The organism is Exiguobacterium sp. s70 (genome assembly GCF_018618315.1).
Lineage (GTDB): Bacteria > Bacillota > Bacilli > Exiguobacteriales > Exiguobacteriaceae > Exiguobacterium > Exiguobacterium chiriqhucha.
The window spans coordinates 286,117-312,866 of record NZ_JACSLV010000003.1 but is presented as its reverse complement, the minus strand read 5'-3'; the positions used below and the strand labels follow the sequence as shown (position 1 = coordinate 312,866).

Genomic DNA, 26,750 nt, shown 5'->3' with positions numbered 1-26,750 from the left:
ATTGCTCCTATTACGAAACAATCTCGTTCATCAACGCATGCGTGTTACCCTCGGAGTCTTTGAAAAAAGCCATCCATGTCTCGAGGTTCTCCATTTTCGCGACGAGGTGCGGCTGGTCGATAAACTGAACATCTTTCGCCAAAAGCTGTTCATACGCCTCAGTGATGTTGTTCACTTGGAGATATAGCACGGAGCTCGCTTTTGCAAAATCTTCATTCTCGGGACGCGACAGCATGAGCCGTACACCTCTGCATTCTAAAAAGGCGAGGCTGCCTGTTTGGAATAAGAGCGGAAGTTGAAGCGTGTCCCGATAGAAACGTACCGCGCGATCCAAGTCGTGCACCGGTACGTAGATTTGTCTGATTTGCTGAATGAGATTCAAACGACATCCCTCCTAAAGTGGCATCTGTGACCGTGTAGCGAATGTATTCTTGGTTAACGCGTTTGGCGAATCCGTTGAACCGTCAGCATCCCAATCGCTAGGACGATGGCAAGACCAATCCATGTGAAGACGTAGATCAATGGCGACCCAGTCGTCCCGAGGGTCACCTCGTTTTGAAGCATGGTGACGTTATCCGCCTCGGCGATGATGTCGGGTGTATAGTTGAGTGTGCGGATGAAGCCGATTCCGAACGTGGCGACAACATAAATCACATGGAGTGCTGCGGATAGAAGAAGAGCGAGTCTGATTGTTTTCAAAATGGTGCTCCTTTTTGGATATAATCATGTATAACGATAGTATAACTAGAATTGCCTAAACCTGACAGACAAGGAGTGAGACTGATCGAAACCGTTTATTTAGCAGGTGGCTGCCTCTGGGGCGTCCAAGCGTTCATCAAGACGTTACCCGGTGTCATCGAAACAGAGGCCGGACGGGCGAACGGAGCGACGGATACGCTTGACGGAGCATATGACGGCTACGCCGAATGCGTCAAAACGACGTTCGATCCGAGCATCGTCACGATGAAGGAGTTGATGAATTACTTATTTGAAATCATCGATCCGTATAGCGTCAATCGCCAAGGCGAAGATGTCGGCGAAAAGTATCGGACCGGCGTCTATAGTGCAGACCCACGCCATTTGGAAGTCGCACGCACATTGATTGACAACCGAAGCGATGCGGACCGAATCGCGGTCGAGGTATTGCCGCTCACGAACTACGTCCGAAGCGCGGATGAGCATCAAGACCGGCTTGAGCGATGTCCGGACGATTACTGCCATATCCCGAAGACATTATTAGAGAAGTACAAACAATGAGCCGACACGATGCCGTGTCGGCTCATTTGTTATGCCCGCTCGAGGACGTTCACGAGCAAGCGATGCACGACCTCGTGGTCGCGCACGTCATGCAGTTTGTAGTCTTTCCCGGGCAATGTGTACCACTCGGCCGCACCGACGTACGTGATGGCGAGCTCGAGCGTGCCGTCTTCCTGGCATGTCGTCCGTAATTCAAGATCTCCACTGATGACGCCGACTTCCTCGGTCATGACGCCGTGAGTGGCTTTAAATACTGAAGATTGCTGGTTCATCGTAGACTCCTTTCTAAATCAATAGACGCAAGCATTGATGGCCGTTTGAAGGGCCGTCTTTTCTGTAGATTGGAGGCTGAGACCCCAGCGGCTCTTCGTCTCGACCCACATCTTCGCATAAGCGCAACGTGCACCGGTGCGTGTCGGTTGCCATGTCGACGGGTCTTGGTCCCCTTTTGAACGGTTCGAGCTGGCCGAGACGGCAATCAGCTGTGGTCCGGTCAAATCGTTGGCGAAGCTTTGACGTTTCGTCGTCGTCCAGCTGTTGGCACCTGAACGCCACGCTTCGGCCAACGGTACGACGTGGTCGATATCGAGATCAGACGGTGACGTGAACGTGATGCCGTCATAGTAACTGTACCACGAGCCCGACGTGACCGGACAGTCACCGACGTACGAATCGGCGTCGCGTTTCAAGACGACTTGACGCGTGTCGCAGCCGTTCCCTTGTCCGCTCCAATGCGGGAACAAGTCACGGCTATAGCCGGTCATCGTTCCTTCAGTTTTAACGGTCAACGCGTTCAACTTCGTGAGCGCACTCGATTTCGATGGAATATTGGGCGGGAGTGCCGAGGCGGTCGGCGTCGTGAAGTGGAGCGACGTGGCGACCAAGATGATGGCGAATAACGAACTGATGCATTTTTTAAGCATGTTTGTGCCTCCTATTATGTATGACGACTGAACGACGCGCATCGTAAACGCACGATGCACATCGACTATACATGGCAAGGAAGTGAGAAATACGCAAATTTACAAAAAATGAATCCAAAGATTATAAAAGTTGAGGTCAGGGACATGATACATGACATCAGACGTCCCGGCTTTAGCACTACCGGCATACGCGCAGGCACCAACTATTGGTATAATGAAGGCGGTTTGTAGTAAAGGACGAAGGAGTTGGGATGAATGAATCAAAAAGACATCGCGGCAATCCGCAAGCATTTCAAGTTGAATGCGGAAGCGGTCAAAATCGCTGACATTTATAATATTTATATTCGCCAAGACAGCAACGAGATTTTTTACGAGGAGTTACGCTCGTTCCCGTTTGTCGAGCAGGAGCACCAAGAGCTGTTTCTCGCCAACTTCAAGAAAGTGCTCGGCGGCAAAATCGACGAGAAGCTATTCGAAGTGAAGTTTCAACATCCGGAGCCGGGCCAGACCGACCATACGCAGACGTTGTTGTATGAGGCGCTTCGGACCGACGAGATCGAAGAGTGGGCCGGTATGATGCAGCGGATCGCGCTCAAGATGGTCCAGGAGGCACCGTTTGAGAAAGATATGGTCGTCACGTTCATTCGCTTCAAATACAATAAGCCGACACGTCGTCATTCTGAGGAGACAGAAATCGATATGCGCGACGAGGTGTGGACGTCACGATTCATCCTATGTAGCATCAACCAGACCGAGCTCCCGAAACAGTCGCTCGTGTTCGACTATATCGAGCGGGAGTTCAAGTCGAATATCTTCATCAATCCCGTCATCAAGCTCGATGCCCCGATTGGTGGGTTTATGTTCCCGTGCTTCACGGACAACGCCGCCGACGTCAACCATATCTTGTATGCCGCGCAAAAGGCGCATCAACCAGACTTTGGCTTTATCGAGAACGTCTTGAACGGGACCGAGATCGTGACGGCGGTCGAGGAGAAGGCGATGTTCGAGGAGGTCGTCAAGACCGTCATCGGTGAAGAAGTGAACGTCGGGACGCTCGCTACCGTTTACGATGAAATCAACCAAATGATCCTCGCCGAAGCGGAGCGTGAGGACGAGGAAGAGAGCGTGCCGATGATTGACGCCCGCACCGTCGAAATCGTGTTGAAAGCGAGCGGGGTCGAGGACGTGACGACGGAGAAGGTCGAGCAGGCGTTCCAACAAGTCGTCGACGACCGCCAATATGAGATGAAGGCGAGCAGCGTCGTCCCAAAATACACGTCGAAGTCGATTAAAATCAATACGAAAGTCGCCAATATCTCGATCAGCCCGCAAGACTTGAAGTACGTGAGACAAGTGAACGTGAAAGGGAAACGTTGCCTGTTGATTGAACTAGAAGAAGACACGGAAATCGAAGGATTCAAGTTGATCTCGGAAGAGCTGCTCGACTGACGCTAAGCGGACGGAGGCGAGCGGGTTCACCCGTTAGAAATCGTTGAGCGGATGACCGCCCTTGCTGTCCTCCTGTCGAGACATCGTTCGACTCGAGAGGACAAGGTTGATTTTCTTCATTTGGAAGACTGAGGTTCAGACAATCGTCTGAGCCTTTTTTTGTCAATCACGTGAGGATAGTTGAATTTCGGAACGGTTATCGGTATGATGCTCTTGAAAGCGTTCTCTCGATAGGTCTTATTTTTTTTAAAGTTCACCGAAAGCGCTTTCGGTAATGTTGGTTAAACACAAAAAAGGCCCGGAGAGATCTTCCTCTCCGAAACCTGGATTGTTTATTTATGGGCTTTACTAACTTTTAGCTTTTTACCTTTAATCGGTGTCGATTCCATCGCCTGAAGGACGAGTGAGCCTTTGCCGTTCAAAATGTCGACGTACGTCATCTGGTCGTTGATCGTGATGATGCCGATATCGTCAGCCGACACGCCAGGAATTTTGGCGATTGTACCGACGAAGTCGACGGCGCGGAGTTTTTTCTTCTTCCCACCGCTGAAGTGAAGCTTCATGATGTCTTGGTTGATCCGGGCCGTCTTGTTGTTGCGAACGACACGTCGACCGCTCAACTTCTCTTCGAATGCGGCTTGGTTGCGCGCGACTTCTCTTTCAGTCGGTGCATCCATCTCCGGGATATCGAACTTGATGAACGCTTCGATGGCGCGAACGAACTTGCCTTCATGCGGCGTCGCGAGCGTGATCGCTTTTCCGGCGTTGCCGGCACGGCCTGTGCGTCCGGTCCGGTGCACGTAGCTCTCTTTTTCCATCGGCACGTCATAGTTGATGACGAGGTTGACGTTATCGACGTCGATTCCACGTGCTGCGACGTCGGTCGCGACGAGATAACGGAAGTTGCCCATCTTGAACCCTTCCATGACGGCGAAACGGTCTTCTTGCTCGAGGCCACCGTGGAGGCGTTCGCACGAGTAACCGGCCTGGTCGAGCTCGGTGTACACCGTGTCGACATGTTCTTTCGTCCGACAGAAGATGAGGCAGCTGTCCGGATTCTCGACGACCGTCACATCTTTCAGCACGGCGAGCTTGTCTTCGCGGCGCACTTCAATCAGGCCGTGTTCGATCGTCGAAGCGGTGACACCGCTCGATTCTATGGCGACACGGATTGGTTCGTTCATGTGTTTCTGGCACAGGCGCTCGATATCGTTTGGGAACGTCGCCGAGAACACCATCGTCACACGGTCGCGTGGCAATTCTTGGAGGATCGCCTCGACGTCAGCGAGGAAGCCACGGTTCAACATCTCGTCGGCCTCATCGATAATCAAGTAATCGATTTTATCGAGAACGAGTGTCTCACGTTCGATGTGGTCCATGACGCGTCCCGGTGTCCCGACGACGATGTGCGTCTTCTGCTTCAATTCTTCACGTTGCTTCGAGAACGGTTCTTTCCCGTAGACGGCGGTCGCCTTGATGCGTTTGAAACGACCGATGTTTGTCATATCCTCACGGACTTGGACGGCAAGTTCGCGCGTCGGTGTGAGAATCAGCACTTGTGGCTTGTTCTCTTCCCATTCGATGAGTTCCGTGACCGGGATGCCGAACGCTGCGGTCTTCCCGCTACCGGTTTGGGCTTTGACGACCAAGTCTTGGCGCTCAAGGGCGAGCGGGATGACTTTCTGTTGGACTTCGGTCGGTGATTCGTATTTCATGATGCCGAGCGCGCGTTGGATGTCTTCGCTCAGGCGATAGTCTGAAAAGCGTGGTTGATTCATAGGTTTACCTCTTTTTCGTGTAAGAAACTTCTATTCGAGAAATTTTCATTAGCAATTTGGATTACGCTTCATTATACACGAAACGAAGCGGTTCGTCGTTCATGCACGAAAACGGTCAAGACGAAAGCCGCTCAAATCGAACGGTGTCTGTCCGTCTAGCGTGAGTTGGCTCAACACTTCGCCTATGACACTGCCGAACTTGAAACCGTGACCGGAGAAGCCACAGGCGATGAGAACATTGGGATGCTCGGGATGAACATCGACGATGAAATCATGATCATCTGACATCGTGTACAGGCACGTTTTGCCTTGATTCAAGTGGCCGTTCGCTTCTGGCATATACGTCGCGAGGAAGTGACGCAAATCGCCCTCGTCGGCTTCATAGCGACCGAAGTCTTGTGTATGTAGGTTCGGGTCGATGGCCTGACCGCCGTCAGTCCGTCCGACTTTGAGTCCAGCCCCGTCAAGACTTGGAAATCCATAGAACATCCGGTCACTGTCCTCGACGAAGAACGACGGGAACGTCGCATCCGAATAAAGTGTCTCGTCCGCGTCGAACCAGCCGACGACTTTCCGGGTCGGTTGAAGCGGGAGCGATAGGTCGGGGAGCAGTTGTTTCGCCCAGGCTCCGACTGTGACAATCACTTTCTTAGCGTAAAACGTCGCCTCGGACGTGACGAGGGTGACCCCGTCCGAATTGAAGGAAAGCGACTTGACGGGCGTGTTCATCACGAGCTCGGCGCCATTTGCGGAGGCCCGTTCGCGATACGCTCGAATCGCATTCTCGCTGTAGAGCAGTCCCGACTCGGTCTCATAACAACCGATATAGTCGTCTGGAATCGAGAGTCCGGGCCAACGTGTCTCGATGTCTCGTTTAGACAAAAGCTGGAGCGGCAAGTTATACTTTTCGGCCGAGGCAATCGTCTCATCGAGAAACGCCGAATCGCGTGGCCCGATACCGAGGACACCCGTTTTCTTGAAAATCGGATACTGCGACGTACGGTCGAGATCTTCCCATAATTTTTGGGCCCGTTTGACGAGTGAGACATACGCACGACCTTCCCCGTAGGCATGGCGGATCATCCGGGTGTCCCCGTGATGGCTGCCTTTGTTATGAGGCGGGTCGAACGCATCGATGACGAGCGTGTGGGCACCGCGTTCCGTTAAAAACGAGGCAGCTGACATGCCCATCGTGCCGGCGCCGATGACAGCGACGTCATATCGTACTGGTTGTGACATATGGACATCGATCCTTTCTACTGGAGTATTAGTAGAATGGTATGGAAAAGCTGGATAATTGTCAATTTTTTCTTGTTGAGTAGGGCGAAACAGTAAGGAATCAGGGAATTGAATCTACGTGTCAATTTTGCCTATGAAAAGGGGACTACATATCATGTTGAATCCACGTGAGACGTATCGTGTATTGGTAGCAAAGCTTGAGACAGCTCGACAAGCCTACACAATAGACGGTGTCGAGACCATCATCAAACCTATCCCAGACACTGATGTGACCGGAGACCTCGATCCACGGGTGTTAGCCGTCATCAAAGGCTATGCCGCATCCGAGCCGGAAACGTCATTCGACTTGGCGTCTGCCCGTGCCAGCATGGGTTGGCCCAACCGTGACGTGACGACGATGGACATCACGACAGACCACGTTATGATTCCGAGCGCTGACGGTGACATCCCGGCGCGCCTGTATCGACCGCGCACGGAAGAGACGTTACCGGCCATTCTGTTCTTTCACGGCGGTGGCTTCTTCGGAGGGACGCTCGATACGGTCGAGAACCCGTGTAAGTTACTGGCGGAGAAAGCGAACGCCCTCGTCGTCTCGGTCGATTACCGGCTCGCGCCGGAGCATCCGTTTCCAGCCGGACTGAACGACTGTTACCGAGCGCTCGAATGGGTGCACGAGCGTGCCGATGAGCTCGGGGTGTCACGAGACGACATCGCGGTCGCCGGCGACAGTGCCGGCGGCAACTTGGCGACCGCTTGTTGCTTACTCGACCGATCGAATGAGACGAACATGATTCGTTTCCAGGCGCTCATTTATCCGGTCGTCAATTTAGGATCGATTCCGACAGACGATTACGAATGGACGCTCGACCGCTATGAAATCAAGCATCATCACGACTTAATCCGTGGCGTCGTCATGGCGCTCGGAGATTCAGAAGACTTGTTGAACCAAATCTATTTACAAGGCAAGGCCGAGCTGACCGACCCGCTCGTGTCGCCGTTGTTCGCGGATGATGTGAACGGCTTACCGCCCGCTTTGATCATCACGGCCGAATACGATTACCTTCGTCTCGAAGGCGAGGCGTACGCGCGTAAACTCGCACGCGACGGCGTACCGACGCGACTGATTCAATACCGCGGGATGGACCACGCTTTTATGGATAAGCTCGGCGACTACCCGCAAGCCGAAGACTGCATGATTGAAATCGCAAATGGAATGAAGGAGATGACACGATGAAGACTTACACATTGAACTGGGATACATATAAACAACTGGCGCGGACAGCCGTCGCAGAAGGGGCCGTCCTCTTGAAGAACGAGCACGCGACGCTTCCGATTCAAGCAGGGACGACCGTTTCTGTGTTCGGACGCAGTCAATTCAACTACTACAAGAGCGGCACGGGGTCAGGCGGAATGGTCAACGTCTCGCATGTGACGAGTCCGCTCGAGGCGCTCCAGGCGACCGAAGGGATTCAATTGAACGCATCGCTTCTTAAGACGTATGAGACATGGGTCGAGGCGAATCCGTTCGACCAAGGTGTCGGTTGGGCCGGCGAACCGTGGTCGCAGCCGGAGATGGAAGTGACGGACGAGCTCGTCGCGGAAGCGGCCGAGGCTTCTGATTTGGCGCTCATCTTCATCGGACGCACGGCCGGTGAGGACCGGGATAACACGGCCGACCCGGGTAGCTATTTGTTGACGGACATCGAGCAGTCGCTGATTGAGAAGGTATCAAAAACATTCACGAAGACGGCTGTCGTCTTGAACGTCGGCAATATCATCGACATGGATTGGGCGCACCAACCGAGCGCGATTCTTTATACGTGGCAAGGCGGAATGGAAGGTGGCACTGGACTCGTCGACGTCTTGACGGGTGTCGTCACACCATCTGGTAAGCTGACCGATACGATTGCCAAATCGATTGAGGACTACCCATCGACGAAAAATTTCGGTCATGCGGACAAGGGCATCTATCAAGAAGACATCTACGTTGGCTACCGCTATTTCGAGACGTTCGCTAAGGATTCAGTGCTCTATCCGTTCGGGTTCGGCTTGTCGTATACGACGTTCACGACCGACGTCGCGACGGCGAGCGAACAGGACGGCGTGATCACGGTGACCGTTGATGTGACGAACACAGGCGCTGTTGAAGGAAAAGAAGTTGTCCAGCTGTACGTCGAAAAGCCACAAGGCGCGCTAGGGAATCCAGCGCGTTCGCTCGTCGCTTTCGATAAGACGGACAGACTCGCACCGGGGGAACGGACGACGCTCACACTCAGCGTCCCGGTCACGGACTTCGCGAGCTATGACGACAACGGCGCGACTGGGCACGCGTCAAGCTTCGTTCTCGAGGCCGGCACATACGAGCTTCACCTCGGGACCGACGTGCGCTCGGCACGACCGGTGTTCACGTATGAAGTGGATTCTCAACAAGTCGTCGAGACACTCAGCGAGAACATGGCTCCCGTCACTCCGTTCGACCGCATCAAACCGGTCGTCGGCGAGAACGGTTATTTGGTCGAGTACGTGCCGACGCCGCTCCGTGCGGTCGATGTCGAGGCACGTTACCTCGCCGAACGTCCAATCACGCGTGACTACGCTGGTGACAACGGCTTAAAACTGACGGATGTTTACGCGGGCAAAGCCGAACTCGATACGTTCCTCGATCAATTGACGGATGAGGATCTCGCCTGCATCGTCCGGGGACAAGGCATGAACTCGCCGCGCGTGACACCGGGGACAGCCGCCGCGTTCGGTGGCGTGTCGGACCGTTTGACCGACCTCGGTATCCCGGCCGCATGCTGTGCGGACGGCCCGTCCGGCATCCGGATGGACATCGGGACGAAGGCGTTCGCGCTTCCGAACGGGACACTCCTCGCGTCGACGTTCAACGTTCAATTGGTGGAAGACTTGTTCGAGATGACGGGGCTCGAGATGCGCAAGAATCGCGTCGATACGCTCCTCGGACCTGGGATGAACATCCACCGCAACCCGCTGAACGGCCGGAACTTCGAGTACTTCTCGGAAGACCCGCACGTGACCGGCAAGATGGCGATCGCTCAATTGAACGGGATGCATCGCGTCGGCGTGACGGGAACGCTCAAACACTTCAGCGCCAATAACCAAGAGGCGCACCGTCACGATATCGATTCAATCGTCTCGGAGCGGGCGCTACGCGAGATTTACTTGAAAGGGTTCGAGATGGCCGTCAAAGAAGGCAAGGCGAAGTCAATCATGACGACGTACGGCGCCGTCAACGGCGTCTGGACGGCCGGGCTTTATGATCAGAACACACGCGTCCTCCGCGACGAGTGGGGCTTTGACGGTATCGTCATGACCGACTGGTGGGCGAAAGTGAATCACCATGAAAACGAGCCGGCGAACCGTCAGAACACGGCGGCGATGGTCCAGTCGCAGAACGACTTGTATATGGTCGTCGACCGTCCGGACACGAACTCGTTCGACGATAACACGGGCGCGGCGCTCGCGGCCGGGTCGCTCACGCGCGGTGAACTGCTCCGTAGTGCGGCGAACATCTGTCGTTTCGTCTTGCAGTCACCGGCGATGGAACGTCTCGTCGGTGTCCACGACGGTTCGGTCGACGTGATCGGGCTCGACGAGGAAGCCGGACAGGCTATCGACTTTGATGTGATGTATTGCCACCTGGAGAGCGGTGAGGCCGTCAGCTTGAGTGATGCGGACACATCGACGGGAAACACGCACGTCTTTGCCGTCTCGGTCGATGAGACAGGCACGTACGACGTGACGATCACGGCGAAATCGGACGCGGGCGAACTTGCCCAGATGCCGGTGACGTTGTTCGCCAACAACATCCCGGGCCCGACGTTCACGTTCAACGGAACGGACGGCGAATGGGTGACGCAGACGAAGCAAGTATTCTTCCTGAATCAACATAACTACTTGCAACTCTATTTCGCACTCGGCGGTCTCGACGTGAAAGACATCACGTTTACGCTCGCGGACTCGTTCAGCATGAAAAACGGCTGATGAACTTGATTGCTTCATTGTATACGGCTGGCCGCCTTTCACACATCACGTGCTATTTTGTATAATGGAGTCAACATCTTGTGATTGGAAAGGGGGGCGCATATACGTGGAAAATCGTTTGAGATTTTCTAAGTCTTCAATCACTCATGCAAAGCCAGTTGTCACAAAGGCGATCATTTGCATGGGGCAGAACGTTTCATTTGATCGCTAAATCGTGTGACAACGATGGCTTTGCTTCCTTATTGTCGGATTCTTAATAAGGAGCGAGCAGAAATGAAGTATGTAAATGCGCAACAGATTCTTCCGGAGAAATTGCTTCAGGAAGTTCAACGATACGTCCAAGGGGAGACGCTTTACGTCCCACGGACCGGTCAAGACAAGAAGCGCTGGGGAACAGTCAGTGGTGGGAAACAGCTGCTTGAAAAACGGAATGAAGCGATTCGAACATCCTTTGAGAAGGGGACTCGGGTCGAGCAGTTGGCCGCTGACTATCATTTAGCGGTCACGACCATTCGGAAAATCGTCTACTCTTCACAGTAACTAGCGGTACAGCGCATTTTTTGCGACTGTACCGTTTTTGTATAGAACAGTTCTAATTCAAAGTCGGTACAATCGGGTCGTCCGAAATCCTTTACACTGAAGGGAGTCAGGATTGAGAAAGGATGACTGAATATGCAAGAGCGTTTTATTGAGAACCACCAATTTAATTTCATTCGAGAGCAAGTCGAGATGATTCGAGATAGTCGAAAGAAAAGCTTACCACCTTCCGTGTTAAAAGCCGTCATCGATTTGGCCAATGCCAAAATTGCTTTTCTGTTTCCTGAAGCGACATCAGCTCAGCTTGCCATGTTGGACGTATCAAAGTTACAAACCGACGAAGCCTATGATGGGTTTATAGATGAGTTAAGACCTCACGTCCGGTCGTTTCCGCAAGTGTCGGAACAGCAAGTGAAAAAAATGTTTCCCAAACAGAAAAAACTGAGACTTCCAGACGCAGCGGAACTTAATGTGAATCGTATGTCCTACATGAGCTGGAACGACCTGCGTTCCAATCGGAAATATATCCTTTGCGAAAAGAATCATCAGCTGATTGGGATCGAGCTTAAGGCAAGCTCAAATGCGAAGAAAAATATTTGCGCCTTCTGTAATCAGTTGGCAGAAGTCTCGTATTGTGTCACCATCACAAAAGCAAAACAAGCTAAAAATCCTGACTATTATAAAGCGATTGGGACGTATATTTGTACAGACAGTGCCTCATGCAACGAGAACATGACGAATCTTGACGCCTTGATGACGTTCGTCGAAACGGCGTTGAAAGAGTAAACGGAGAATCGACCATGCGTCGATTCTTTTTTGTGGAGCTTAAAACCAAGCGCACTTTGTTGTCTTTACAAAACATATACAGGATTGACTCGGTGTTGAAAAAGCTTCTTAACAAATTTCCTTTAGTCTACAAAAGTCTAGAAACGCAGTACATATTCGGGAGGGACTAAGGAAATGAAGAAATCGATGAAAAAAGTGATTCCATTGGCGGTCGTGTCGACACTTGCATTTGGTGGGTTGATTGGGATGCAACAAAACGAGGCCGAAGTACAGGCGAAAGAAGGAAAGAACGGCAAGGCGAAAAACGTCATCTTTATGATTGGTGACGGGATGGGTGTGCCATATACGACGGCACTCCGCTATATGAACGATACAGAAGGGGCAGATATGCCACAGACGGCATTCGACCCTCACTTGGTCGGATTACAGTCGACATATCCTGAAGATGAAGAAGAGAACGTGACGGACTCAGCGGCAGCGGCCACGGCGATGAGCGCCGGGGTGAAGACGTATAACAATGCCATCGCAGTCGATAACGATAAGACGGATGTGAAAACCGTCCTCGAGCAGGCGAAAGAGAACGGCATGTCGACGGGAATCGTCGCAACGTCTGAAATCACGCATGCGACACCGGCCTCGTACGGTGCCCACGAAGAAGAGCGCAAGAGTGAGAACGCCATCGCTAACGATTATTATGATGAGTTGATTAATGGGGAACATAAAATCGACGTCATGTTGGGCGGCGGGACCGACTTCTTCGAACGCTCGGACCGCAATATCGCGAAACAGTTCCAACAAGATGGATATAGCTATGTAAAATCGGCGGAAGAGATGAAGCAGGACGACAATCAACAAGTGCTCGGTCTGTTCGCCGAGGTCGGACTCGATAAGATGATCGACCGGGACGACAGCCAACCGAGCTTGGCCGACATGACGATGTCGGCGCTCGACCGCTTAGAGGACGACGAAGATGGATTCTTCTTGATGGTCGAAGGCAGTCAAATCGACTGGGCCGGTCATGACAACGATGTTGTCGGCGCGATGAGTGAGATGAAAGACTTCGAGAATGCGTTCAAGAAAGTCGAGGAGTTCGCGAAAGAGAACGGAGAGACGTTGGTCATCGTCACGGCGGACCATTCGACCGGCGGCTTCTCGATTGGCTCGGACGGCAACTATAACTGGGATGCGGCTCCAATCCAAGCCGCGAAACGCACGCCGGACTTCATGGCGAAACAAATCGAGTCAGGAAAAGATGTCGAAGCCGTCTTGAACGAATGGATCGACCTCGACTTGACGGATGCGGAAATCAAATCGGTCCAGCAAGCTGCCGAGACAAAAGACGTGACGAAGATTGACAATGCGATTGAAAAAATCTTCGACGTCCGCTCAGGAACGGGTTGGACGACGGACGGTCATACCGGGGACGATGTGCCGGTCTATGCGTACGGTCCTCAAAAAGAGCAGTTCACGGGCATGATCGATAACACGGATCAAGCCGCTCGCATTTTTGAGCTGTTAGAAAATCGTGGGAAAATCAAATAATAAAATTGGATTTATAGACGACGCGGACAGTTGCCGCGTCGTCTTTTTGGTTAGATTTAGCTTGTATGTAGCACTTTGATTGCGTGTCGCAACGTCTCGACGTCCTCGTTTCTCCAGCCGAGTCGATCCACGGCATTGATGAACTGACGTGTCGCTTTGATGAGGGCATCTTTCAATTCCTCAAGCGATACAGTCCCCATAGGCGTCTTAGCATGACCATCTTCTACAAAGGTGAGCTCAACTTCTGTGGCGGTCACCTTTTTAGTGGCTATCCGGATCGGGCCGTCCATGAATTGAAACGAGTATGTCTCATGCAAGGGGGCGAATAAGAGGGCGCGGGCATTAGCAATCCACCAGTTCAAGACGACGGCGACGAAATCAGACCATCCTTGTCCCGGGAAATAAGCATAAGCATCGATGACGAAGGCAATATTGCCGATGATATGTGTCTCATAAATTAAAGAGTCGAGATCTACTTCGATTGAAACTTGACTGTTCATAAAAACTCCTCTCAACGATCAGCACAGAAAAATACAATGAACTGAACCATAGTTGGGTAAATACTCGTATACATGGTATCACGACCAAATCGGAGGGATGACGATGAACACGCTCTACATGAAACAAAAGGTTTTCAGCCTGCGCGGACGTTTCACGATCAAAGATGCGGATGAGAACGATCGGTACTTCGTCGAAGGGAGCTTCATGAAGCTGCCGAAGTCGTTCACGATCTCAGACAAAGAAGGGCATGAGATTACGACAATCACGAAAAAAACGTTCAGTTTCTTGCCGAAGTTCTATGTCGACGTCGAAGGCCAAGAGACGGTCACGATTTCGAAAGAGTTTACGTTATTCAAACCGCGTTATACGATTGATGCGGCCGGAATCGATGTGCAAGGCAACTGGTGGGACATGGATTTCCAAGTGATGCAGAACGGCCAAGTCATCGGCAGCGTCCAAAAGAAATGGTTGTCATGGGGTGACAGTTACGAGATTCAAGTGATGGACGAGACGATGGAGCACATGCTCATCTCAATCGTCGTCGCCATCGATTGTGCGAAGTCAGACCAAGCCGCAGGTGCTAGCGCGGCGACATGAAGGGGATGGAACGATGGAGTTTTGGGATGTGTATGATGTGGACCGCAAAAAGACAGGGCGGACGTGGCAGCGGGGCAACCGTCTCGAGAACGGCGATTATCATCTCGTCATCCACGTCTGCATTTTTAACAAGGACGGACAGATGTTGATTCAGCAGCGCCAACCGTTCAAAGACGGTTGGGCGAACATGTGGGACATCACGGTCGGTGGTAGCGCCACGGTCGGCGATACGAGCCAACAGGCGGCGATGCGCGAGCTTGAAGAAGAGATTGGGCTGAAGCTCGACTTAACCCAAACACGACCACATTTGACGGTCAATTTTGACGAGGGGTTCGATGATATCTATCTTGTCGATGCAGAAGTCGATTTGGATAGCCTGACGCTTCAGGAATCGGAAGTGCAGGCCGTGCAGTGGGCGGATGAGGCGACGATTCTCGACATGATCCGTTCAGGTGAATTCATCCCGTATCACGAGGGGATGATTCCATTATTGTTCGCAATGCGAGGACAGTGGGGAGGAATCAATCATGTGGCAGCCGTACACGTGGATCAATGAACCAGACGAAGTAAATGCAAGTGAACACCTGACGTTCCAGACAGCACCCGACACCGACTTTTGGCGGAACACCCATTACGGCTTCAACCGGATGACCGCACATGCTTTGGTGAAGAGCGTGTCGGCCGAGCGGTTCACGTGCCGGGCGACGATTGAAATGGAGCCGAGCCATACATATGACCAGGCAGGAATCCTGCTATACGTTAACGACGACCATTGGCTCAAGACGTCCGTTGAATATATCCCGGACGGACCGTCACACCTCGGGGCCGTTGTCACATCCTTTGGTTATTCGGATTGGTCGACGCGGGACTTCCCGAACAAGGACATTCACGGACGGTTGACGTTCGAACTCGTCTATACAGATGGGGATGTGGAGGTGTTCTTCGAATACGAGGATGGTACGCGTGAGCAGTTGCGGATTGCTCATCTCCACGACGTGTCGACGTTACGCGTCGGACCGTACGCTTGCAGTCCGGATACGGAGGCACCTGGATTCAAAGTAACGATTTCAGATTGGACCGTTACGGAAGCATCGACTTGAGTCATCGGTCGATGCTTTTTTATGTCATTTTCATTTCACTTCAAGAAAATGGTTGAATCGAGACATGGAAAAAATTTATAATAAGATTAACGAAAGCGCTTTCGGAAAGCGGTTTCAATTTGTACGTCACTAAAAGAGGCAAGGTCGATTGCGTCGTCCCTGCCTTCATTCATGCCAAGGGAGGAAATGTAATGAAGAAATGGGTCGCACTTGCACTCGGGACCGGTCTTGTCTTGTCAGCCGCACAAGGCGCATCTGCCGAAAAGCCTGAGAAAAAAGACAACACGAAATGGAAGCTCGTCTGGTCGGATGAGTTCAACAAATCAGAAATCGATCAGACCAAATGGAACTTCGATACGGGGAACTGGTTGAAGGATCAAGACGGTACGCCGGTCACACCGGGTTGGGGAAACAATGAGAAGCAATTTTACACGGACAAAAACGAAAACGCTTTCGTAGAAGACGGGAACCTCGTCATCCGTGCGAAAAAAGAACAAGTGACAGACGAACTTGGGTCATACGATTACACGTCAGCGAAGTTGACGACCAAAGGTAAGTTCAGTCAAACGTACGGCCGTTATGAGATGCGTGCGAAGCTCCCGACCGGCAAAGGGCTATGGCCGGCATTCTGGATGTTGCCGGAACAGGACCGTTACGGCGCCTGGGCCGCGTCTGGCGAAATCGACATCATGGAATCATGGGGCAGTCAGCCTGACAAGGTCGCCGGAACGATTCATTACGGCGAGAACTGGCCGAACAATAAATATACCGGCAAAGACTACCACTTCGAAGAAGGCGACGGCATCGACAAATGGCATACATATGCGGTCGAGTGGGAGCCAGGCGAGTTGCGTTGGTATGTTGACGGGAAATTGTATCAGACTCAAAACGATTGGTACTCGAAAGGGTTGAACCAAGCGACGAAATATAGCTATCCGGCACCGTTCGATCAAAACTTCTATTTGATTATGAACTTGGCCGTCGGCGGCTGGTTTGATGGAGACGTCGATGCGACGACACCATTCCCGGCTGATATGAAAGTCGATTACGTTCGCGTCTTCGATTTGAAGAACCGCGACTATCGTGAAGCAGTCGAACCGGTGTATACGGATGAAACGATCGTGCTTCCGGATGGAGCGAAACAACCTTCTGAAGACGGCAACCTCGTCTACGATCAAGACTACACAGAGCCAATCACGACCGTGACAAACGGTTCGCAGGCACTTGACCCTGTGAATTGGAACTATGTGGCGCTACCGGACTTCGGTGGAGCTGGATCCATCGACGTGATTGAGCAAGCTGGTTCGCGCTTCGCGGATATCTCGATTACGCAAGCGGGCAGTCAGCCTTACTCGCACCAATTGATTCAAAACGTGTCACTCGGCAAAGGCGGTCACTACAAAGTGTCGTTCGATGCGAGTGCCGACTCGGCCCGCTCAATCGCTGTCAAAGTCGGCGGTGGACCAGACCGTGGTTACGCCAAATATTCGGATGAAGGTTCGTTCGATTTGACGACCGACGTCCAGACGTACTCGATGACGTTCGACATGACAGAAGACACGGACCTCGCGGCACGCCTCGAGTTCAACGTCGGCCTCAGCACGGCAGGCGTTCAAATCGGGAACGTGCGCGTCGAACAGACACCGCGTGAAGCGCTCGACCCGAACGCGACGAAACCGGCGCTCGGAGACGGCAACCATGTCTATAACGGCACGTTCGATCAAGGGGCAATGGACCGCTTGACGTACTGGCAGTTTGACCCAGGCGCAACGAAAGGCACAGGCGCAGTTGATGAGGAAGCTCGTCACTTCGAGTTCGTGACGAACGCGAAGAAAGGGCAACCGGCAACGCTCGTCCAAAACGGCATTCAATTGACGGAAGGCCGTGAGTACGTGCTTCGGTTCAACGCGAAGTCGGAACGCATCAAATCGCTTCAAGTCGGCTTGAATGGATTGGACGGACAAGCGTATCTCCCGCTCCAAGACGTGGCGTTGACGCGCGATTTCAAGTCAATTGAAATCCCGTTCACGATGGGCCAAGAGACGGATTTATTGAGCCAACTTCAATTCGTGCTTGGTTCGGCTAAAGGTGAAATCACGCTCGACGATGTACAATTACTAGATGTGACACCGGTCGATGTTGATCCATCACCTCTCAAGAACGGTTCATTCACTGAAGGATTGACGCATTGGGGCTCGTACGTCCACTTTGACGCTCAAGCGGCGGTCGAAGCGGTGAACGAGGCAGCTCAGTTGTCCATCACGCAAGAAGGACAAGAACCGTGGAGCGTGCTCATGGAGCAGGGTGGTCTCGAGTTACATGCAGGTCAAACTTATGTCGTGCGCTTTGACGCCAAATCGACAGTAGCCCGCAACATGGAAGTGACGATCGAGAACGCAGCCTACACGCGTTACTTGAGCGAAATCGTCCAAGTTACTCCTGAGACGAACACGTATGAGTTCGAGTTTGTCATGGGCCAGACAGACATGACAGCTATGAAATTCTTGCTCGGCCGCACGGAAGGCTCGCCGCTCGGCGCGCACGATGTGACGATCGACAACGTCAGCGTGACCGTAAAATAATCGAAAGCAAGAGCGCCTCGCATGCGAGGCGCTCTTTGACGTTTTAAGATTCTCGTTTCCGGCTGATCAACCGTGCCGTCCTGAGCAAGGACGGGAGCAGTTTCCGACGCTTGCGGATGGCCAAATATCTGGCTTCCCACGTCGGTGTGAACTTTCGTTTGAATTGACGGAGCCCGCTGAACGGATAGATGTAACTGATGTTCTCGAAGATGTCGGCCGCAATCCGCTCTGGCCAGTACGCGAATGTGTGCTCACCGACCGAGGCGAGCGGTGCCATGCCGAGGCCGACGTGGGCATAATCGTTGTCCCGTGCCCACTCGATCACGTGCAGAATCAGCACCTCAATCGATCCGGGCAAGGCCTCACCGTGAGAGCGCATCAAATCGATGGAGACAGTATCACTGCCGCGAAGCAACGTGATGAAGGCGACGACTTGTCCCGTCTCGTCACGAAGGAGGGCGACCGGATAGTGGGACAAGGCCTGCTCGTTGAAAAAGCCGAGCGAGAACCCTTTTTCACTTCGATTACCGAGCCAGTCTTCCGAGATGCCGCGCAATGACGCAATCAGCTCGGAAGACGGATTCATGACGATGTCAGCCGTATAGCCTCGCTTCGTAAATTGGTTGTGGAGCGAGCGCATGTTGGCACGCTTTTTGCCAGTGAGCGAGAACGTGGCAACATCGACCGTCGCCTCTTCACCGAGCTTGAAGAATGTGAACCCGGCGTCGTGCAGGCGCGGCATCCAGTCCGGGGTGACTTGATAAAAGAGCGGGATATAGCCGAGCCGGTCCGTTTCTTCGATAAAGGCGAGCAATAGGTGTGACGCGGCGTCTCGCGCTCCTTGCACATCCCCGAGGACGATGGCGTGATTGCCAGATACGGCGAACAAGAGACACGCCTCGTCGTCCGGCCCATAATAGACGAGTTTGTCGTTCATATAGGCCAAGTCGAACGCGCTCGTCGTCGCATGCGTGGCTTGAAACGCCGCGAAGCGGGACGGTTCAAACGACGTGCCGAGCTTTGGACGTTTCAACCGGTTGAACAGCGTGAAGATGCCAATCAACAGCAGTCCGGACAAAACGACGGCGGCGATGCTCAACGCGGCGGCAGCTTCCGGATCGAAGAAAATCGTGTCGGTCTGACTGAACGACTGCAGCAGGAACGCATGCGTACCGACATAGAGGCCGACATAGGCGACGTTGCGGACGAAGCGGCTGACGGTCACGATGGAGCGATAGCGTTTGTGCTGGGTCCGGGTCAACCAGACAAACAAGGCGAACCCACCGACGACGAACGCTTCAAACAGATTGAAGCCGCGCGCGATGACACCGATACTGGCAATGAAAACTGCGACCCCGACGAGCCAGAGCACACGCTTCGTCCGAATGTACATCCCGAACGTGGTCAGTAGCGTCAACAGACCGGCCGTGAACAGCGCGAGCGTGCCAACCCACTGTAACCAGAGGGCGGTCGAATAGAGCGGTGACACGCTCGGTAACAGCGTCTGGAACCACAAGACGAGGCTCGTCATCAATGCGATCAGGCTTCCGGCGAGCCGTCCGGTCTTGGCGAGTGTGCGCGACACGATGCGCCAGACGACGGTTCCGATTTCATAAGACGACCCGATGATCGGCTTATACTCGATCTGTTTGACGACCTGGTCCCCGAAGACGAGAGCCGCCAAGAACAGGCCGATCATGAACGGGACGATGAAGTAGACAAAGCGATAGACGATCAAAGAAGACAAAACAATCTCTTGGTCGATGCCGAGCTGGGTCATCCCGACGAGGTATAATAGATCAAACGAACCGACACCACCCGGGACGAGCGAGACGACCCCGACGATAGTCGCGACGATGAAGACACCCATCATGGCTGTGAGCGGTGCTTCGCCTCCGAGCAAATGCAGGGCATACAAGGCGACGAGTCCGGCCGTCACCCATTCGGCGAGCGACGTCGCGATATAGCCGAGCAATGTCGTCCAATCTAAGTTCGAGCGTTTCCGCGTCACGTATATGTAGAGCGGCAGGACGGCGAGTGTCGCGAGGAGCACGGGCCAAATCCATTGTTTCGTTCCGGTGAGCACGCCGGCCGGGAAAAGTCCGATGAGCACTCCTGCGGCAAGCAGCGACAAGCCGCTGATGAGCGTCGGGGTCATCCAACCGATGGCCCGGAGCAAACGCTTCGTATCCGTATACGGTCGATACAGCGACGTCCGGAGCGCGATGCCGATGACGCCGCCAAACCCGATCATGCCGTTCATCGCGTTAGTGATCCATGCCGCGCGAAGCAGCTTCGAGAGCGGGAGCTGGACGTCGAGCGAGCGCAGTAGAAAATAGTCGTATCCGGTCATCGTCAAAACGGCGACGAGTCCGAGTCCGATCAAGGCAATCTGTTCGAAGCCCGTCAACGCCTCTAACGTTTGAAACGCCGCGGCGAGCGACAGGTTTTGGAGCTCCTGACCGCTCTGATAAAGAATCAATCCAATCAATAGGAATGGAAGCAACCATTTCAGTTGTTTCCAGGAAAATCGCTTTTGCATCGTATGTGCTCCTTCTGACAAACTATCGAAATCTTGATTAGCTAAAGTGTACTCAATTGAGTCGTGTAATCATAGTACGAGTCAGACGGGAAGACGGATTCAAAATAAATGAGATTCATAAATCGCGGGAATGTAGACTGTAAACGCAAGAAATAGGACGAGTGAACGAAAATCAATCTGATACAGTGGAACAAAGGGGGTGACGAGATGCTGACGTTTGAAGAGAAGTGGGAGAAAGTGCTCGTCTGTGACGCGACGTATGACGGACAGTTTTATACCGCGGTCAAGACGACCGGGATTTACTGTCGTCCCTCGTGCCGCTCGCGGAAGCCGAAGCGGGAGAATGTCGATTTTTATGAGACGAAAGCTGAAGCGGAGTCGTCTGGCTTTCGGCCGTGCAAACGATGTCAGCCCGAGGTCGACCGTAGTCCGGCGAGCGCGCTCGTCCATGACGTGACGGCGTTCGTGCTCACGCATTACAAACGGCCGCTCAAGCTTGAGGAGATTGCCGAGCACGTCAGCTTGAGCCCGTTCTACGTCGAGCGGACGTTCACGCAAGCGACGGGCGAGACGCCGCGCCGTCTGCTCGAAAAGGTTCGCATCGACAAGGCGGCCCATCTGTTGCGGACGACGGACATGAGCAATCTCGCCATCTGTTATGAGGTCGGCTTTCAAACCCCATCCAACTTTTATCGCGTCTTCCGACGGCTAAAGGGTTGTTCACCGAGCATGTATCGAAAGGGGGGAGCCGATGAGTCGCTCATCGTTCGAGATTCACGTCACCGCTCCGTTTGATTTTCAACAATGTCTGCAGTTTTTGCGACGCTCCGACGATGAAGTGATGCATGTCGCCCGCGAAACGTCCGTCTCCAAGCTATTCGATGTGGGCGGACGATTGCTGCTCGGGGACATCATGGAGACGGCTCACGGCCTCGTCATCGTGTTCCCGGAAGACGACATCACGAGCTCGGAACAGGAACACGTGGAACGATACGTCCGCGACTGGTTCGACCTCGACCAAGACGTCGCAGCGTTCGTGCGAATGGCCGAGACGGATGAACTGTTGCGTCCGCTCGTCCGAGAGTACGAGGGGCTACGTCTGATCGGCTTCCCAGACTTGTTCGAGGCGCTCACGTGGGCCGTCATCGGTCAACAGATCACACTGTCGTTCGCCTATACGCTGAAACGACGGTTCGTCGAGCAATACGGACCATCTCGGGAAGTGGACGGCGTGACGTACTGGGCTTTCCCGACCCCAGAGACAATCGCGCTGCTCGACCCGAGTGAACTGAGACCGCTCCAATTCAGTACCCGGAAAGCAGAATATATCATCGGCATCGCCCAGGAAATGACGGACGGACGATTGTCGAAACAGCAGTTGCGCAGCGAGCCACCCGACGTGATGCATGAACGGTTGTTAAGCTTACGTGGTGTCGGGGAGTGGACGGCCGCGTATGTCCGGATGAAGTGTTTCCAAGATCCGACGGCGTTCCCGGCTGCGGATGCTGGTCTGCATCAGGCGTTGAAGCATCATCTTGGGCGAAGCGACAAGTTGACGGCAGACGAAGTGAGGCAGTACGGGGAACGCTTTGCCGGGTGGGAAGCGTACGCCACATTCTATTTATGGAGGTCATTGTATGGAGACGTATAGACTGGACTATGTGAGTCCGATTGGGATTCTGGAGATTGTCGGGACAGAGATGGCCATCCGTTCCATCCTGTTCGTCGAACGTACTGACGTCTGCTTTGAAGCGGATGAGACGACGCCGGACGTGTTGAAGACGTGCTACCGAGAAATCGAGGAGTACTTCAACGGACGTCGCCAATCGTTCACGTTCTCGTTTGAAGTCGAGGGGACGGTGTTTCAACAGGACGTGTGGCAGGCGCTGGTCATGATTCCATACGCCGAGACGACCTCGTATCGCGAACTGGCCGTGACACTCGGCCGGGACCGCGCCGTGCGGGCCGTCGGCAGTGCCAACGGGCGCAATCGGTTGAGCATTGTCATCCCGTGCCATCGCGTCATCGGATCGAACGGGACGTTGACGGGCTATGCGGGCGGCCTCTGGCGAAAGGAATGGCTGCTTCGACACGAGCAAACAAACGCATATCCGAGCCTGGCAAAAAAACATCTACCCCTCCATATCTGATACAATGGAGAAGTCCTATCGTGACGTCTGAATCGACGTAGTGGTCTAGGACGATTCTCGTCATTTAGGGGCGATTATTTGGAGGGTACCATGATAAAATTACTAGCAGATTCAACTTGTGATTTATCCGATGAGATTTTAGCAAAATATGAGATTGGCGTCGCGCCGCTCATCATCACGATTGACAATAAATCGTATGAGGACCGTGTCGACATCCAGCCCGATGAGTTTTACGGAATGTTGGAAGCGCTACCGGAATTCCCGACGACGGGGATGCCGAGCCCCGCAACGTTCATGAAATTGATGGAAGAGGCCGTCGAGAGCGGACATGACGAGATTCTTTGCATCTGTATGTCGAGCGGGACGAGCGGGTCGTATCAATCGGCCGTGCTCGGAAAAGAATACTTCGAAGAGGCGCATCCCGATTCGACGGTGAAGATTCATATCGTCGACTCACGTTCGATGAGCCACGGGAGCGGTTGGTTATTAATGAAGAGTGCCCAGATGCGTGAAGCCGGGGCGACGTTCGAGGAGCTCGTTGACTTCAACGAGAAGTATAAGCTGAAAGTGAAGCACTTCTTGTCGGTCGACGACTTGGACCACTTGATTAAAAGCGGCCGCATCTCGAATGCGAGCGCCATCATCGGCAAGCTGTTGATGGTCAAGCCGATCATGAGCATGAAGAACGGCAAAGGGGCCATCGTCGCGAAAGAACGGGGAACGCGTAAAGTGCTCAAGCACTATACGGACGAGTTCATCAAACGCTGCGACAAGGACATCACCAACTTCGTCATCATCGGCTATACGTCAGATCAAAAGATTGCCGAGAACTTGAAGGCGAAGATTCAAGCCGAATCCGACTTCAAAGGTGAGATTTACCTCATGCAGATGGGCGTCTCGGTCGGGACGCACGTCGGCCTCGGAGCCATCTCGATGTTCTTTGTGGAGAAATAAAACGTAAGCCGTCTCAATTAAGAGGCGGCTTTTTCTGTGGATAACGTTATCCACAGGCAGGGACGGACCAGGCACGTTCCACAGACCAAGAGTTATCCACAATTTTAAGGCGATAGACGTCGGGATTGCTGAGATTGCGCCACGTGTCGAAGTCATAGCGGTTATCCACATGTTGAAGAAGCAACGCGAGCAGGTTTCCGTGCGTCACGAGGACGGTCGTGCCGTTTATGTCGTCGAGTGAGTCGATGACGCTCAAAATCCGGTCCATCGCATCTTGACCCGACTCGGCGCCCGGCAAACGGAACGAGGTGTCGGTGAACGAATGGCGGAGCAGTTCGAACCAATCGTCGCGCGGTTCAAGCGAGAGGATGCGCTCGCGCAACTTCGGCTCCGTCTCGATGGTCAGCTGCTTGGATGTGGCGAGCGGTGCGATCGAGGCAGTAGCTCGCGTATAGTCGCTCGAGATGATGCGGTCGACGGGAATGTCTCGAAAGAAGTCAGTGAGGGCGAGTGCTTGTTGTTCGCCGGCTTCGGTGAGTGGGGCGTCCGGCTCTTGGCCAGTCGCCGAGCAATGACGGATGAGATAGAATGTAGACATGATGAATCCTCCTTCGTTATAGGGTTGGGTGCTTACCAGACGGTCAAACTCGTTTTCGTATCGTTGGCGTCGGTCAAATAGGCGACGTCCTCAAAGGAACGAGATAGGGCGTGCGTATAGAGTGATTCAATCATTTGTTGATCTTTGCAGTACATATCGACGAACGTGGAGTCGACGATGAGCAGGGCAAGGTCACAATGGCTATCACGAAACGCCTCATACGTCTCAATGTCTTTCACCGGTCCTTTCGAAAAGGCCTTTAAATTCGCGAAGATGAGATAGTGCTCATCCTGATGAATCAAATGAGAAAACGTTTCTCCATCTACCTCGGTCTCTCCAGGAAACAACGGTTGATCGAGGTCGCCGTTCTTCACACGATACGATTCCTCACCACCGACGAACCAGCTGTAAGAGGCGATATCGATGGGACTCAACATGTCGGCCAGAAAGCGTCCATATGTATTCGGGATTTTAAAACGGATGCCGCGCTTCACGGATTGCATTCCTCCCTTCAAAAGTTTCATGGATGAAATCCGTACTTAACCCTTATCAAACATCACAAAAGCGTTATAATCAATATAACAATTATAAACGGGGCGAGTCGGCGAATGGGGATTTACCGAATCGTCTCATACACAAATCCAGGGGAGAAGGATGTGGTTTTCATGAGCAGTGTTCAAAAGAGAACAGACGTCATTTTGATTGGTGCAGGCATCATGAGTGCGACGCTCGGATCGCTCTTTAAAGAGCTCGTACCAGAGTGGGAAGTCAAAGTGTTTGAGAAGCTCGAAAGTGCAGGGGAAGAGAGTTCGAACGAATGGAACAACGCCGGGACGGGACATGCCGCCCTCTGCGAGTTGAACTATACGACCGAGAAGCCAGATGGCACGCTCGATATCTCGAAAGCAATCAACGTGAACGAGCAGTTCCAAATCTCGCGTCAGTTTTGGGCGCATCTCGTCAACAAAGGCTTGATTCAAAATCCGGAAGCGTTCATCCGTTCGATTCCACATATGAGTATGGTCCAAGGCGAGAATGATGTCCGCTTCTTGAAGAAACGTTTGGAAGCGCTAACAAATAATCCGTTGTTTGAAGGGATGGTTTTATCGGATGACCCGGAACAGCTCCGTGACTGGATGCCGATTGTCATGGAAGGACGTTCCGTCGATGAGCCGATCGCGGCGACGAAAATCGATTCAGGTACCGACGTCAACTTCGGTGCGCTTACACGTATGCTGTTTGACCATTTGACCGGCCAAGGCGTCGAGGTCAATTACAAGCATAGCGTCGAGGACGTGAAACGGTTGGCGAACGGATTGTGGGAAGTGAAAGTGAAAGACATCGAGGCGAACACGATCGAGACGCACACGGCGCCGTTCCTGTTTATCGGCGGCGGTGGCGGCAGCCTACCGCTCCTTCAAAAGACAGGCATCCCGGAGTCGAAGCACATCGGTGGATTCCCGGTGAGCGGTCTGTTCCTCGTCTGTAAGAACCGTGACGTCATCGAACAGCACAACGCGAAAGTATACGGCAAAGCGAAAGTCGGCGCACCGCCGATGTCGGTGCCGCACCTCGACACGCGCTTCATCGAAGGGCGCAAAGAATTGTTGTTCGGACCGTTCGCCGGCTTTACGCCGAAGTTCTTGAAGACGGGCTCGAACCTCGATCTCATCCAATCGGTCAAACCATACAACGTCGTGACGATGCTCGCGGCTGGGGCGAAAGAGATGCCGCTCACGAAATATCTGATTGAGCAGGTGCTCTTGTCGCACAACAAACGGATGGACGAGCTCCGCGAATTCATTCCGACCGCGAAGAATGAGGACTGGGAAATTGTCGTCGCCGGACAACGTGTGCAAGTCATCAAAGACACGCCGGACGGCAAAGGGACACTCCAGTTCGGAACGGAAGTCGTCAGCGCCGAAGACGGATCGGTCGCAGCGCTGCTCGGTGCGTCACCGGGCGCATCGACGGCCGTGCACGTCATGTTAAAAGTACTCGAGCAGTGCTTCCCAAGCCGGATGCCGGAATGGGAACCGAAAATCAAAGAGATGGTACCGTCTTATGGTATCTCACTCTCCGATCACCCGGAACTGTTCAAGACGATTCACGAATCGACAGCGATGGCGCTCGGCCTGAAAGAGAAAGGCGTCGTCCACAATTAAGCGAGTACAAGCGAGGATATGTTCATATTCTCGCTTTTTCTTTTC

General features: G+C 53.2%; 26 protein-coding genes. 16 read left to right on the top strand and 10 right to left on the bottom strand.

The genetic code is table 11. The features are described from left to right. Positions 1-10: 10 nt before the first annotated feature. Together KNP84_RS10000 and KNP84_RS09995 are read right to left on the bottom strand one after the other, a co-directional pair. Positions 11-382 (bottom strand): VOC family protein, encoded by a 372-nt coding sequence (locus KNP84_RS10000; protein WP_215114718.1) that lies wholly within the window; start codon positions 380-382, stop codon positions 11-13. A gap of 53 nt (positions 383-435) precedes the next feature. Beyond that, positions 436-699, bottom strand: a complete 264-nt coding sequence (locus KNP84_RS09995; RefSeq protein WP_215114717.1) for a hypothetical protein — start codon at positions 697-699, stop codon at positions 436-438. 84 nt (positions 700-783) lie between these two features. On the opposite strand from KNP84_RS09995, the gene KNP84_RS09990 reads away from it, so the two are divergent. Next, a complete protein-coding gene (locus KNP84_RS09990; protein ID WP_031200405.1) occupies positions 784-1,257 on the top strand; it encodes a peptide-methionine (S)-S-oxide reductase in 474 nt (157 codons plus the stop codon). 29 nt (positions 1,258-1,286) lie between these two features. Here KNP84_RS09990 and KNP84_RS09985 read toward each other — a convergent pair whose 3' ends face one another. Beyond that, entirely contained in the window at positions 1,287-1,529 is a 243-nt protein-coding gene (locus tag KNP84_RS09985; protein ID WP_021067883.1) for a hypothetical protein, read from the bottom strand. Between the two features lie 18 nt (positions 1,530-1,547). Beyond that, the gene (locus tag KNP84_RS09980; RefSeq protein WP_021067884.1) at positions 1,548-2,180 is read right to left on the bottom strand and encodes an HNH endonuclease family protein; all 633 of its coding nucleotides are present in this window, start codon (positions 2,178-2,180) and stop codon (positions 1,548-1,550) included. Positions 2,181-2,435: 255 nt separating this feature from the next. Here KNP84_RS09980 and KNP84_RS09975 point away from each other — a divergent pair, with 255 nt between their 5' ends. Continuing rightward, positions 2,436-3,629, top strand: a complete 1,194-nt coding sequence (locus tag KNP84_RS09975; RefSeq protein ID WP_021067885.1) for a DUF4317 domain-containing protein — start codon at positions 2,436-2,438, stop codon at positions 3,627-3,629. Positions 3,630-3,961: 332 nt separating this feature from the next. Here KNP84_RS09975 and KNP84_RS09970 read toward each other — a convergent pair whose 3' ends face one another. Together KNP84_RS09970 and solA are read right to left on the bottom strand one after the other, a co-directional pair. Further along, positions 3,962-5,407, bottom strand: a complete 1,446-nt coding sequence (locus tag KNP84_RS09970; protein ID WP_214801878.1) for a DEAD/DEAH box helicase — start codon at positions 5,405-5,407, stop codon at positions 3,962-3,964. Positions 5,408-5,506: 99 nt separating this feature from the next. After that, positions 5,507-6,646, bottom strand: coding sequence for an N-methyl-L-tryptophan oxidase (gene solA / locus KNP84_RS09965; RefSeq protein ID WP_215114716.1), 1,140 nt, complete (start codon positions 6,644-6,646; stop codon positions 5,507-5,509). Positions 6,647-6,800: 154 nt separating this feature from the next. Here solA and KNP84_RS09960 point away from each other — a divergent pair, with 154 nt between their 5' ends. The 5 genes from KNP84_RS09960 (at position 6,801) to KNP84_RS09940 (ending at position 13,516) form a co-directional block, all read left to right on the top strand. Continuing rightward, complete coding sequence (locus tag KNP84_RS09960) at positions 6,801-7,880, top strand: alpha/beta hydrolase (protein ID WP_215114715.1); 1,080 nt, start codon at positions 6,801-6,803, stop codon at positions 7,878-7,880. Beyond that, positions 7,877-10,651 carry a glycoside hydrolase family 3 C-terminal domain-containing protein gene (locus tag KNP84_RS09955; protein WP_215114714.1) on the top strand — a complete coding sequence of 925 codons (2,775 nt, stop codon included), beginning with the start codon at positions 7,877-7,879 and terminating at the stop codon, positions 10,649-10,651. The genes KNP84_RS09960 and KNP84_RS09955 overlap by 4 nt, the downstream gene beginning before the upstream one ends. A 273-nt stretch (positions 10,652-10,924) precedes the next feature. Then, entirely contained in the window at positions 10,925-11,191 is a 267-nt protein-coding gene (locus KNP84_RS09950) for a CD3324 family protein (protein WP_214801866.1), read from the top strand. Positions 11,192-11,323: 132 nt separating this feature from the next. After that, entirely contained in the window at positions 11,324-11,974 is a 651-nt protein-coding gene (locus KNP84_RS09945; protein ID WP_215114713.1) for a FusB/FusC family EF-G-binding protein, read from the top strand. 174 nt (positions 11,975-12,148) lie between these two features. Beyond that, a complete protein-coding gene (locus KNP84_RS09940; protein WP_215114712.1) occupies positions 12,149-13,516 on the top strand; it encodes an alkaline phosphatase in 1,368 nt (455 codons plus the stop codon). A gap of 56 nt (positions 13,517-13,572) precedes the next feature. On the opposite strand, the gene KNP84_RS09935 is transcribed toward KNP84_RS09940, so the two are convergent. Then, positions 13,573-14,016, bottom strand: a complete 444-nt coding sequence (locus tag KNP84_RS09935; protein ID WP_029596418.1) for a hypothetical protein — start codon at positions 14,014-14,016, stop codon at positions 13,573-13,575. Positions 14,017-14,119: 103 nt separating this feature from the next. Here KNP84_RS09935 and KNP84_RS09930 point away from each other — a divergent pair, with 103 nt between their 5' ends. The 4 genes from KNP84_RS09930 to KNP84_RS09915 all read left to right on the top strand — a co-directional run bounded on the left by KNP84_RS09930 (position 14,120) and on the right by KNP84_RS09915 (position 18,296). Then, positions 14,120-14,614, top strand: a complete 495-nt coding sequence (locus tag KNP84_RS09930; protein ID WP_058765217.1) for an LURP-one-related/scramblase family protein — start codon at positions 14,120-14,122, stop codon at positions 14,612-14,614. Between the two features lie 13 nt (positions 14,615-14,627). Then, the gene (locus KNP84_RS09925; protein WP_215114711.1) at positions 14,628-15,170 is read left to right on the top strand and encodes an NUDIX hydrolase; all 543 of its coding nucleotides are present in this window, start codon (positions 14,628-14,630) and stop codon (positions 15,168-15,170) included. Next, positions 15,142-15,714 (top strand): DUF1349 domain-containing protein, encoded by a 573-nt coding sequence (locus KNP84_RS09920; RefSeq protein ID WP_215114710.1) that lies wholly within the window; start codon positions 15,142-15,144, stop codon positions 15,712-15,714. The genes KNP84_RS09925 and KNP84_RS09920 overlap by 29 nt, the downstream gene beginning before the upstream one ends. 191 nt (positions 15,715-15,905) lie before the next feature. Further along, on the top strand, positions 15,906-18,296 hold the full coding sequence (locus KNP84_RS09915; protein ID WP_215114709.1) for a carbohydrate binding domain-containing protein: 2,391 nt from the start codon (positions 15,906-15,908) through the stop codon (positions 18,294-18,296). Positions 18,297-18,339: 43 nt separating this feature from the next. Here KNP84_RS09915 and mprF read toward each other — a convergent pair whose 3' ends face one another. Beyond that, complete coding sequence (gene mprF / locus KNP84_RS09910; RefSeq protein WP_215114708.1) at positions 18,340-20,838, bottom strand: bifunctional lysylphosphatidylglycerol flippase/synthetase MprF; 2,499 nt, start codon at positions 20,836-20,838, stop codon at positions 18,340-18,342. 207 nt (positions 20,839-21,045) lie between these two features. On the opposite strand from mprF, the gene KNP84_RS09905 reads away from it, so the two are divergent. The 4 genes from KNP84_RS09905 to KNP84_RS09890 all read left to right on the top strand — a co-directional run bounded on the left by KNP84_RS09905 (position 21,046) and on the right by KNP84_RS09890 (position 23,942). Further along, a complete protein-coding gene (locus KNP84_RS09905) occupies positions 21,046-21,633 on the top strand; it encodes a bifunctional transcriptional activator/DNA repair enzyme AdaA (RefSeq protein WP_214836503.1) in 588 nt (195 codons plus the stop codon). Beyond that, positions 21,590-22,489, top strand: a complete 900-nt coding sequence (locus KNP84_RS09900; RefSeq protein ID WP_215114707.1) for a DNA-3-methyladenine glycosylase family protein — start codon at positions 21,590-21,592, stop codon at positions 22,487-22,489. Before KNP84_RS09905 ends, KNP84_RS09900 begins: the two co-directional genes overlap by 44 nt. Further along, entirely contained in the window at positions 22,476-22,988 is a 513-nt protein-coding gene (locus KNP84_RS09895; protein ID WP_215114706.1) for a methylated-DNA--[protein]-cysteine S-methyltransferase, read from the top strand. The genes KNP84_RS09900 and KNP84_RS09895 overlap by 14 nt, the downstream gene beginning before the upstream one ends. 90 nt (positions 22,989-23,078) lie before the next feature. After that, on the top strand, positions 23,079-23,942 hold the full coding sequence (locus tag KNP84_RS09890) for a DegV family protein (RefSeq protein WP_029596408.1): 864 nt from the start codon (positions 23,079-23,081) through the stop codon (positions 23,940-23,942). 46 nt (positions 23,943-23,988) lie between these two features. Here KNP84_RS09890 and KNP84_RS09885 read toward each other — a convergent pair whose 3' ends face one another. Together KNP84_RS09885 and KNP84_RS09880 are read right to left on the bottom strand one after the other, a co-directional pair. After that, positions 23,989-24,540: a histidine phosphatase family protein gene (locus KNP84_RS09885; RefSeq protein ID WP_215114705.1), complete on the bottom strand. Its 552-nt coding sequence runs from the start codon at positions 24,538-24,540 to the stop codon at positions 23,989-23,991. 32 nt (positions 24,541-24,572) lie between these two features. Next, complete coding sequence (locus KNP84_RS09880) at positions 24,573-25,043, bottom strand: DUF2691 family protein (RefSeq protein WP_251131207.1); 471 nt, start codon at positions 25,041-25,043, stop codon at positions 24,573-24,575. A gap of 162 nt (positions 25,044-25,205) precedes the next feature. Between KNP84_RS09880 and mqo the strand changes: the two genes are divergently transcribed. Next, positions 25,206-26,705 (top strand): malate dehydrogenase (quinone), encoded by a 1,500-nt coding sequence (gene mqo, locus KNP84_RS09875; RefSeq protein WP_215114704.1) that lies wholly within the window; start codon positions 25,206-25,208, stop codon positions 26,703-26,705. Positions 26,706-26,750: the final 45 nt, after the last annotated feature.

What these genes read in the sequence shown, in the direction of transcription:
- KNP84_RS09985 (WP_021067883.1), bottom strand. Translation starts at nt 1,529, where the DNA reads ATGAACCAGCAATCTTCAGTATTTAAAGCCACTCACGGCGTCATGACC.
- KNP84_RS09980 (WP_021067884.1), bottom strand. Translation starts at nt 2,180, where the DNA reads ATGCTTAAAAAATGCATCAGTTCGTTATTCGCCATCATCTTGGTCGCC.
- KNP84_RS09975 (WP_021067885.1), top strand. Translation starts at nt 2,436, where the DNA reads ATGAATCAAAAAGACATCGCGGCAATCCGCAAGCATTTCAAGTTGAAT.
- KNP84_RS09970 (WP_214801878.1), bottom strand. Translation starts at nt 5,407, where the DNA reads ATGAATCAACCACGCTTTTCAGACTATCGCCTGAGCGAAGACATCCAA.
- solA (WP_215114716.1), bottom strand. Translation starts at nt 6,646, where the DNA reads ATGTCACAACCAGTACGATATGACGTCGCTGTCATCGGCGCCGGCACG.
- KNP84_RS09960 (WP_215114715.1), top strand. Translation starts at nt 6,801, where the DNA reads ATGTTGAATCCACGTGAGACGTATCGTGTATTGGTAGCAAAGCTTGAG.
- KNP84_RS09955 (WP_215114714.1), top strand. Translation starts at nt 7,877, where the DNA reads ATGAAGACTTACACATTGAACTGGGATACATATAAACAACTGGCGCGG.
- KNP84_RS09950 (WP_214801866.1), top strand. Translation starts at nt 10,925, where the DNA reads ATGAAGTATGTAAATGCGCAACAGATTCTTCCGGAGAAATTGCTTCAG.
- KNP84_RS09945 (WP_215114713.1), top strand. Translation starts at nt 11,324, where the DNA reads ATGCAAGAGCGTTTTATTGAGAACCACCAATTTAATTTCATTCGAGAG.
- KNP84_RS09940 (WP_215114712.1), top strand. Translation starts at nt 12,149, where the DNA reads ATGAAGAAATCGATGAAAAAAGTGATTCCATTGGCGGTCGTGTCGACA.
- KNP84_RS09935 (WP_029596418.1), bottom strand. Translation starts at nt 14,016, where the DNA reads ATGAACAGTCAAGTTTCAATCGAAGTAGATCTCGACTCTTTAATTTAT.
- KNP84_RS09930 (WP_058765217.1), top strand. Translation starts at nt 14,120, where the DNA reads ATGAACACGCTCTACATGAAACAAAAGGTTTTCAGCCTGCGCGGACGT.
- KNP84_RS09925 (WP_215114711.1), top strand. Translation starts at nt 14,628, where the DNA reads ATGGAGTTTTGGGATGTGTATGATGTGGACCGCAAAAAGACAGGGCGG.
- KNP84_RS09920 (WP_215114710.1), top strand. Translation starts at nt 15,142, where the DNA reads ATGTGGCAGCCGTACACGTGGATCAATGAACCAGACGAAGTAAATGCA.
- KNP84_RS09915 (WP_215114709.1), top strand. Translation starts at nt 15,906, where the DNA reads ATGAAGAAATGGGTCGCACTTGCACTCGGGACCGGTCTTGTCTTGTCA.
- mprF (WP_215114708.1), bottom strand. Translation starts at nt 20,838, where the DNA reads ATGCAAAAGCGATTTTCCTGGAAACAACTGAAATGGTTGCTTCCATTC.
- KNP84_RS09905 (WP_214836503.1), top strand. Translation starts at nt 21,046, where the DNA reads ATGCTGACGTTTGAAGAGAAGTGGGAGAAAGTGCTCGTCTGTGACGCG.
- KNP84_RS09900 (WP_215114707.1), top strand. Translation starts at nt 21,590, where the DNA reads ATGAGTCGCTCATCGTTCGAGATTCACGTCACCGCTCCGTTTGATTTT.
- KNP84_RS09895 (WP_215114706.1), top strand. Translation starts at nt 22,476, where the DNA reads ATGGAGACGTATAGACTGGACTATGTGAGTCCGATTGGGATTCTGGAG.
- KNP84_RS09890 (WP_029596408.1), top strand. Translation starts at nt 23,079, where the DNA reads ATGATAAAATTACTAGCAGATTCAACTTGTGATTTATCCGATGAGATT.
- KNP84_RS09885 (WP_215114705.1), bottom strand. Translation starts at nt 24,540, where the DNA reads ATGTCTACATTCTATCTCATCCGTCATTGCTCGGCGACTGGCCAAGAG.
- KNP84_RS09880 (WP_251131207.1), bottom strand. Translation starts at nt 25,043, where the DNA reads ATGCAATCCGTGAAGCGCGGCATCCGTTTTAAAATCCCGAATACATAT.
- mqo (WP_215114704.1), top strand. Translation starts at nt 25,206, where the DNA reads ATGAGCAGTGTTCAAAAGAGAACAGACGTCATTTTGATTGGTGCAGGC.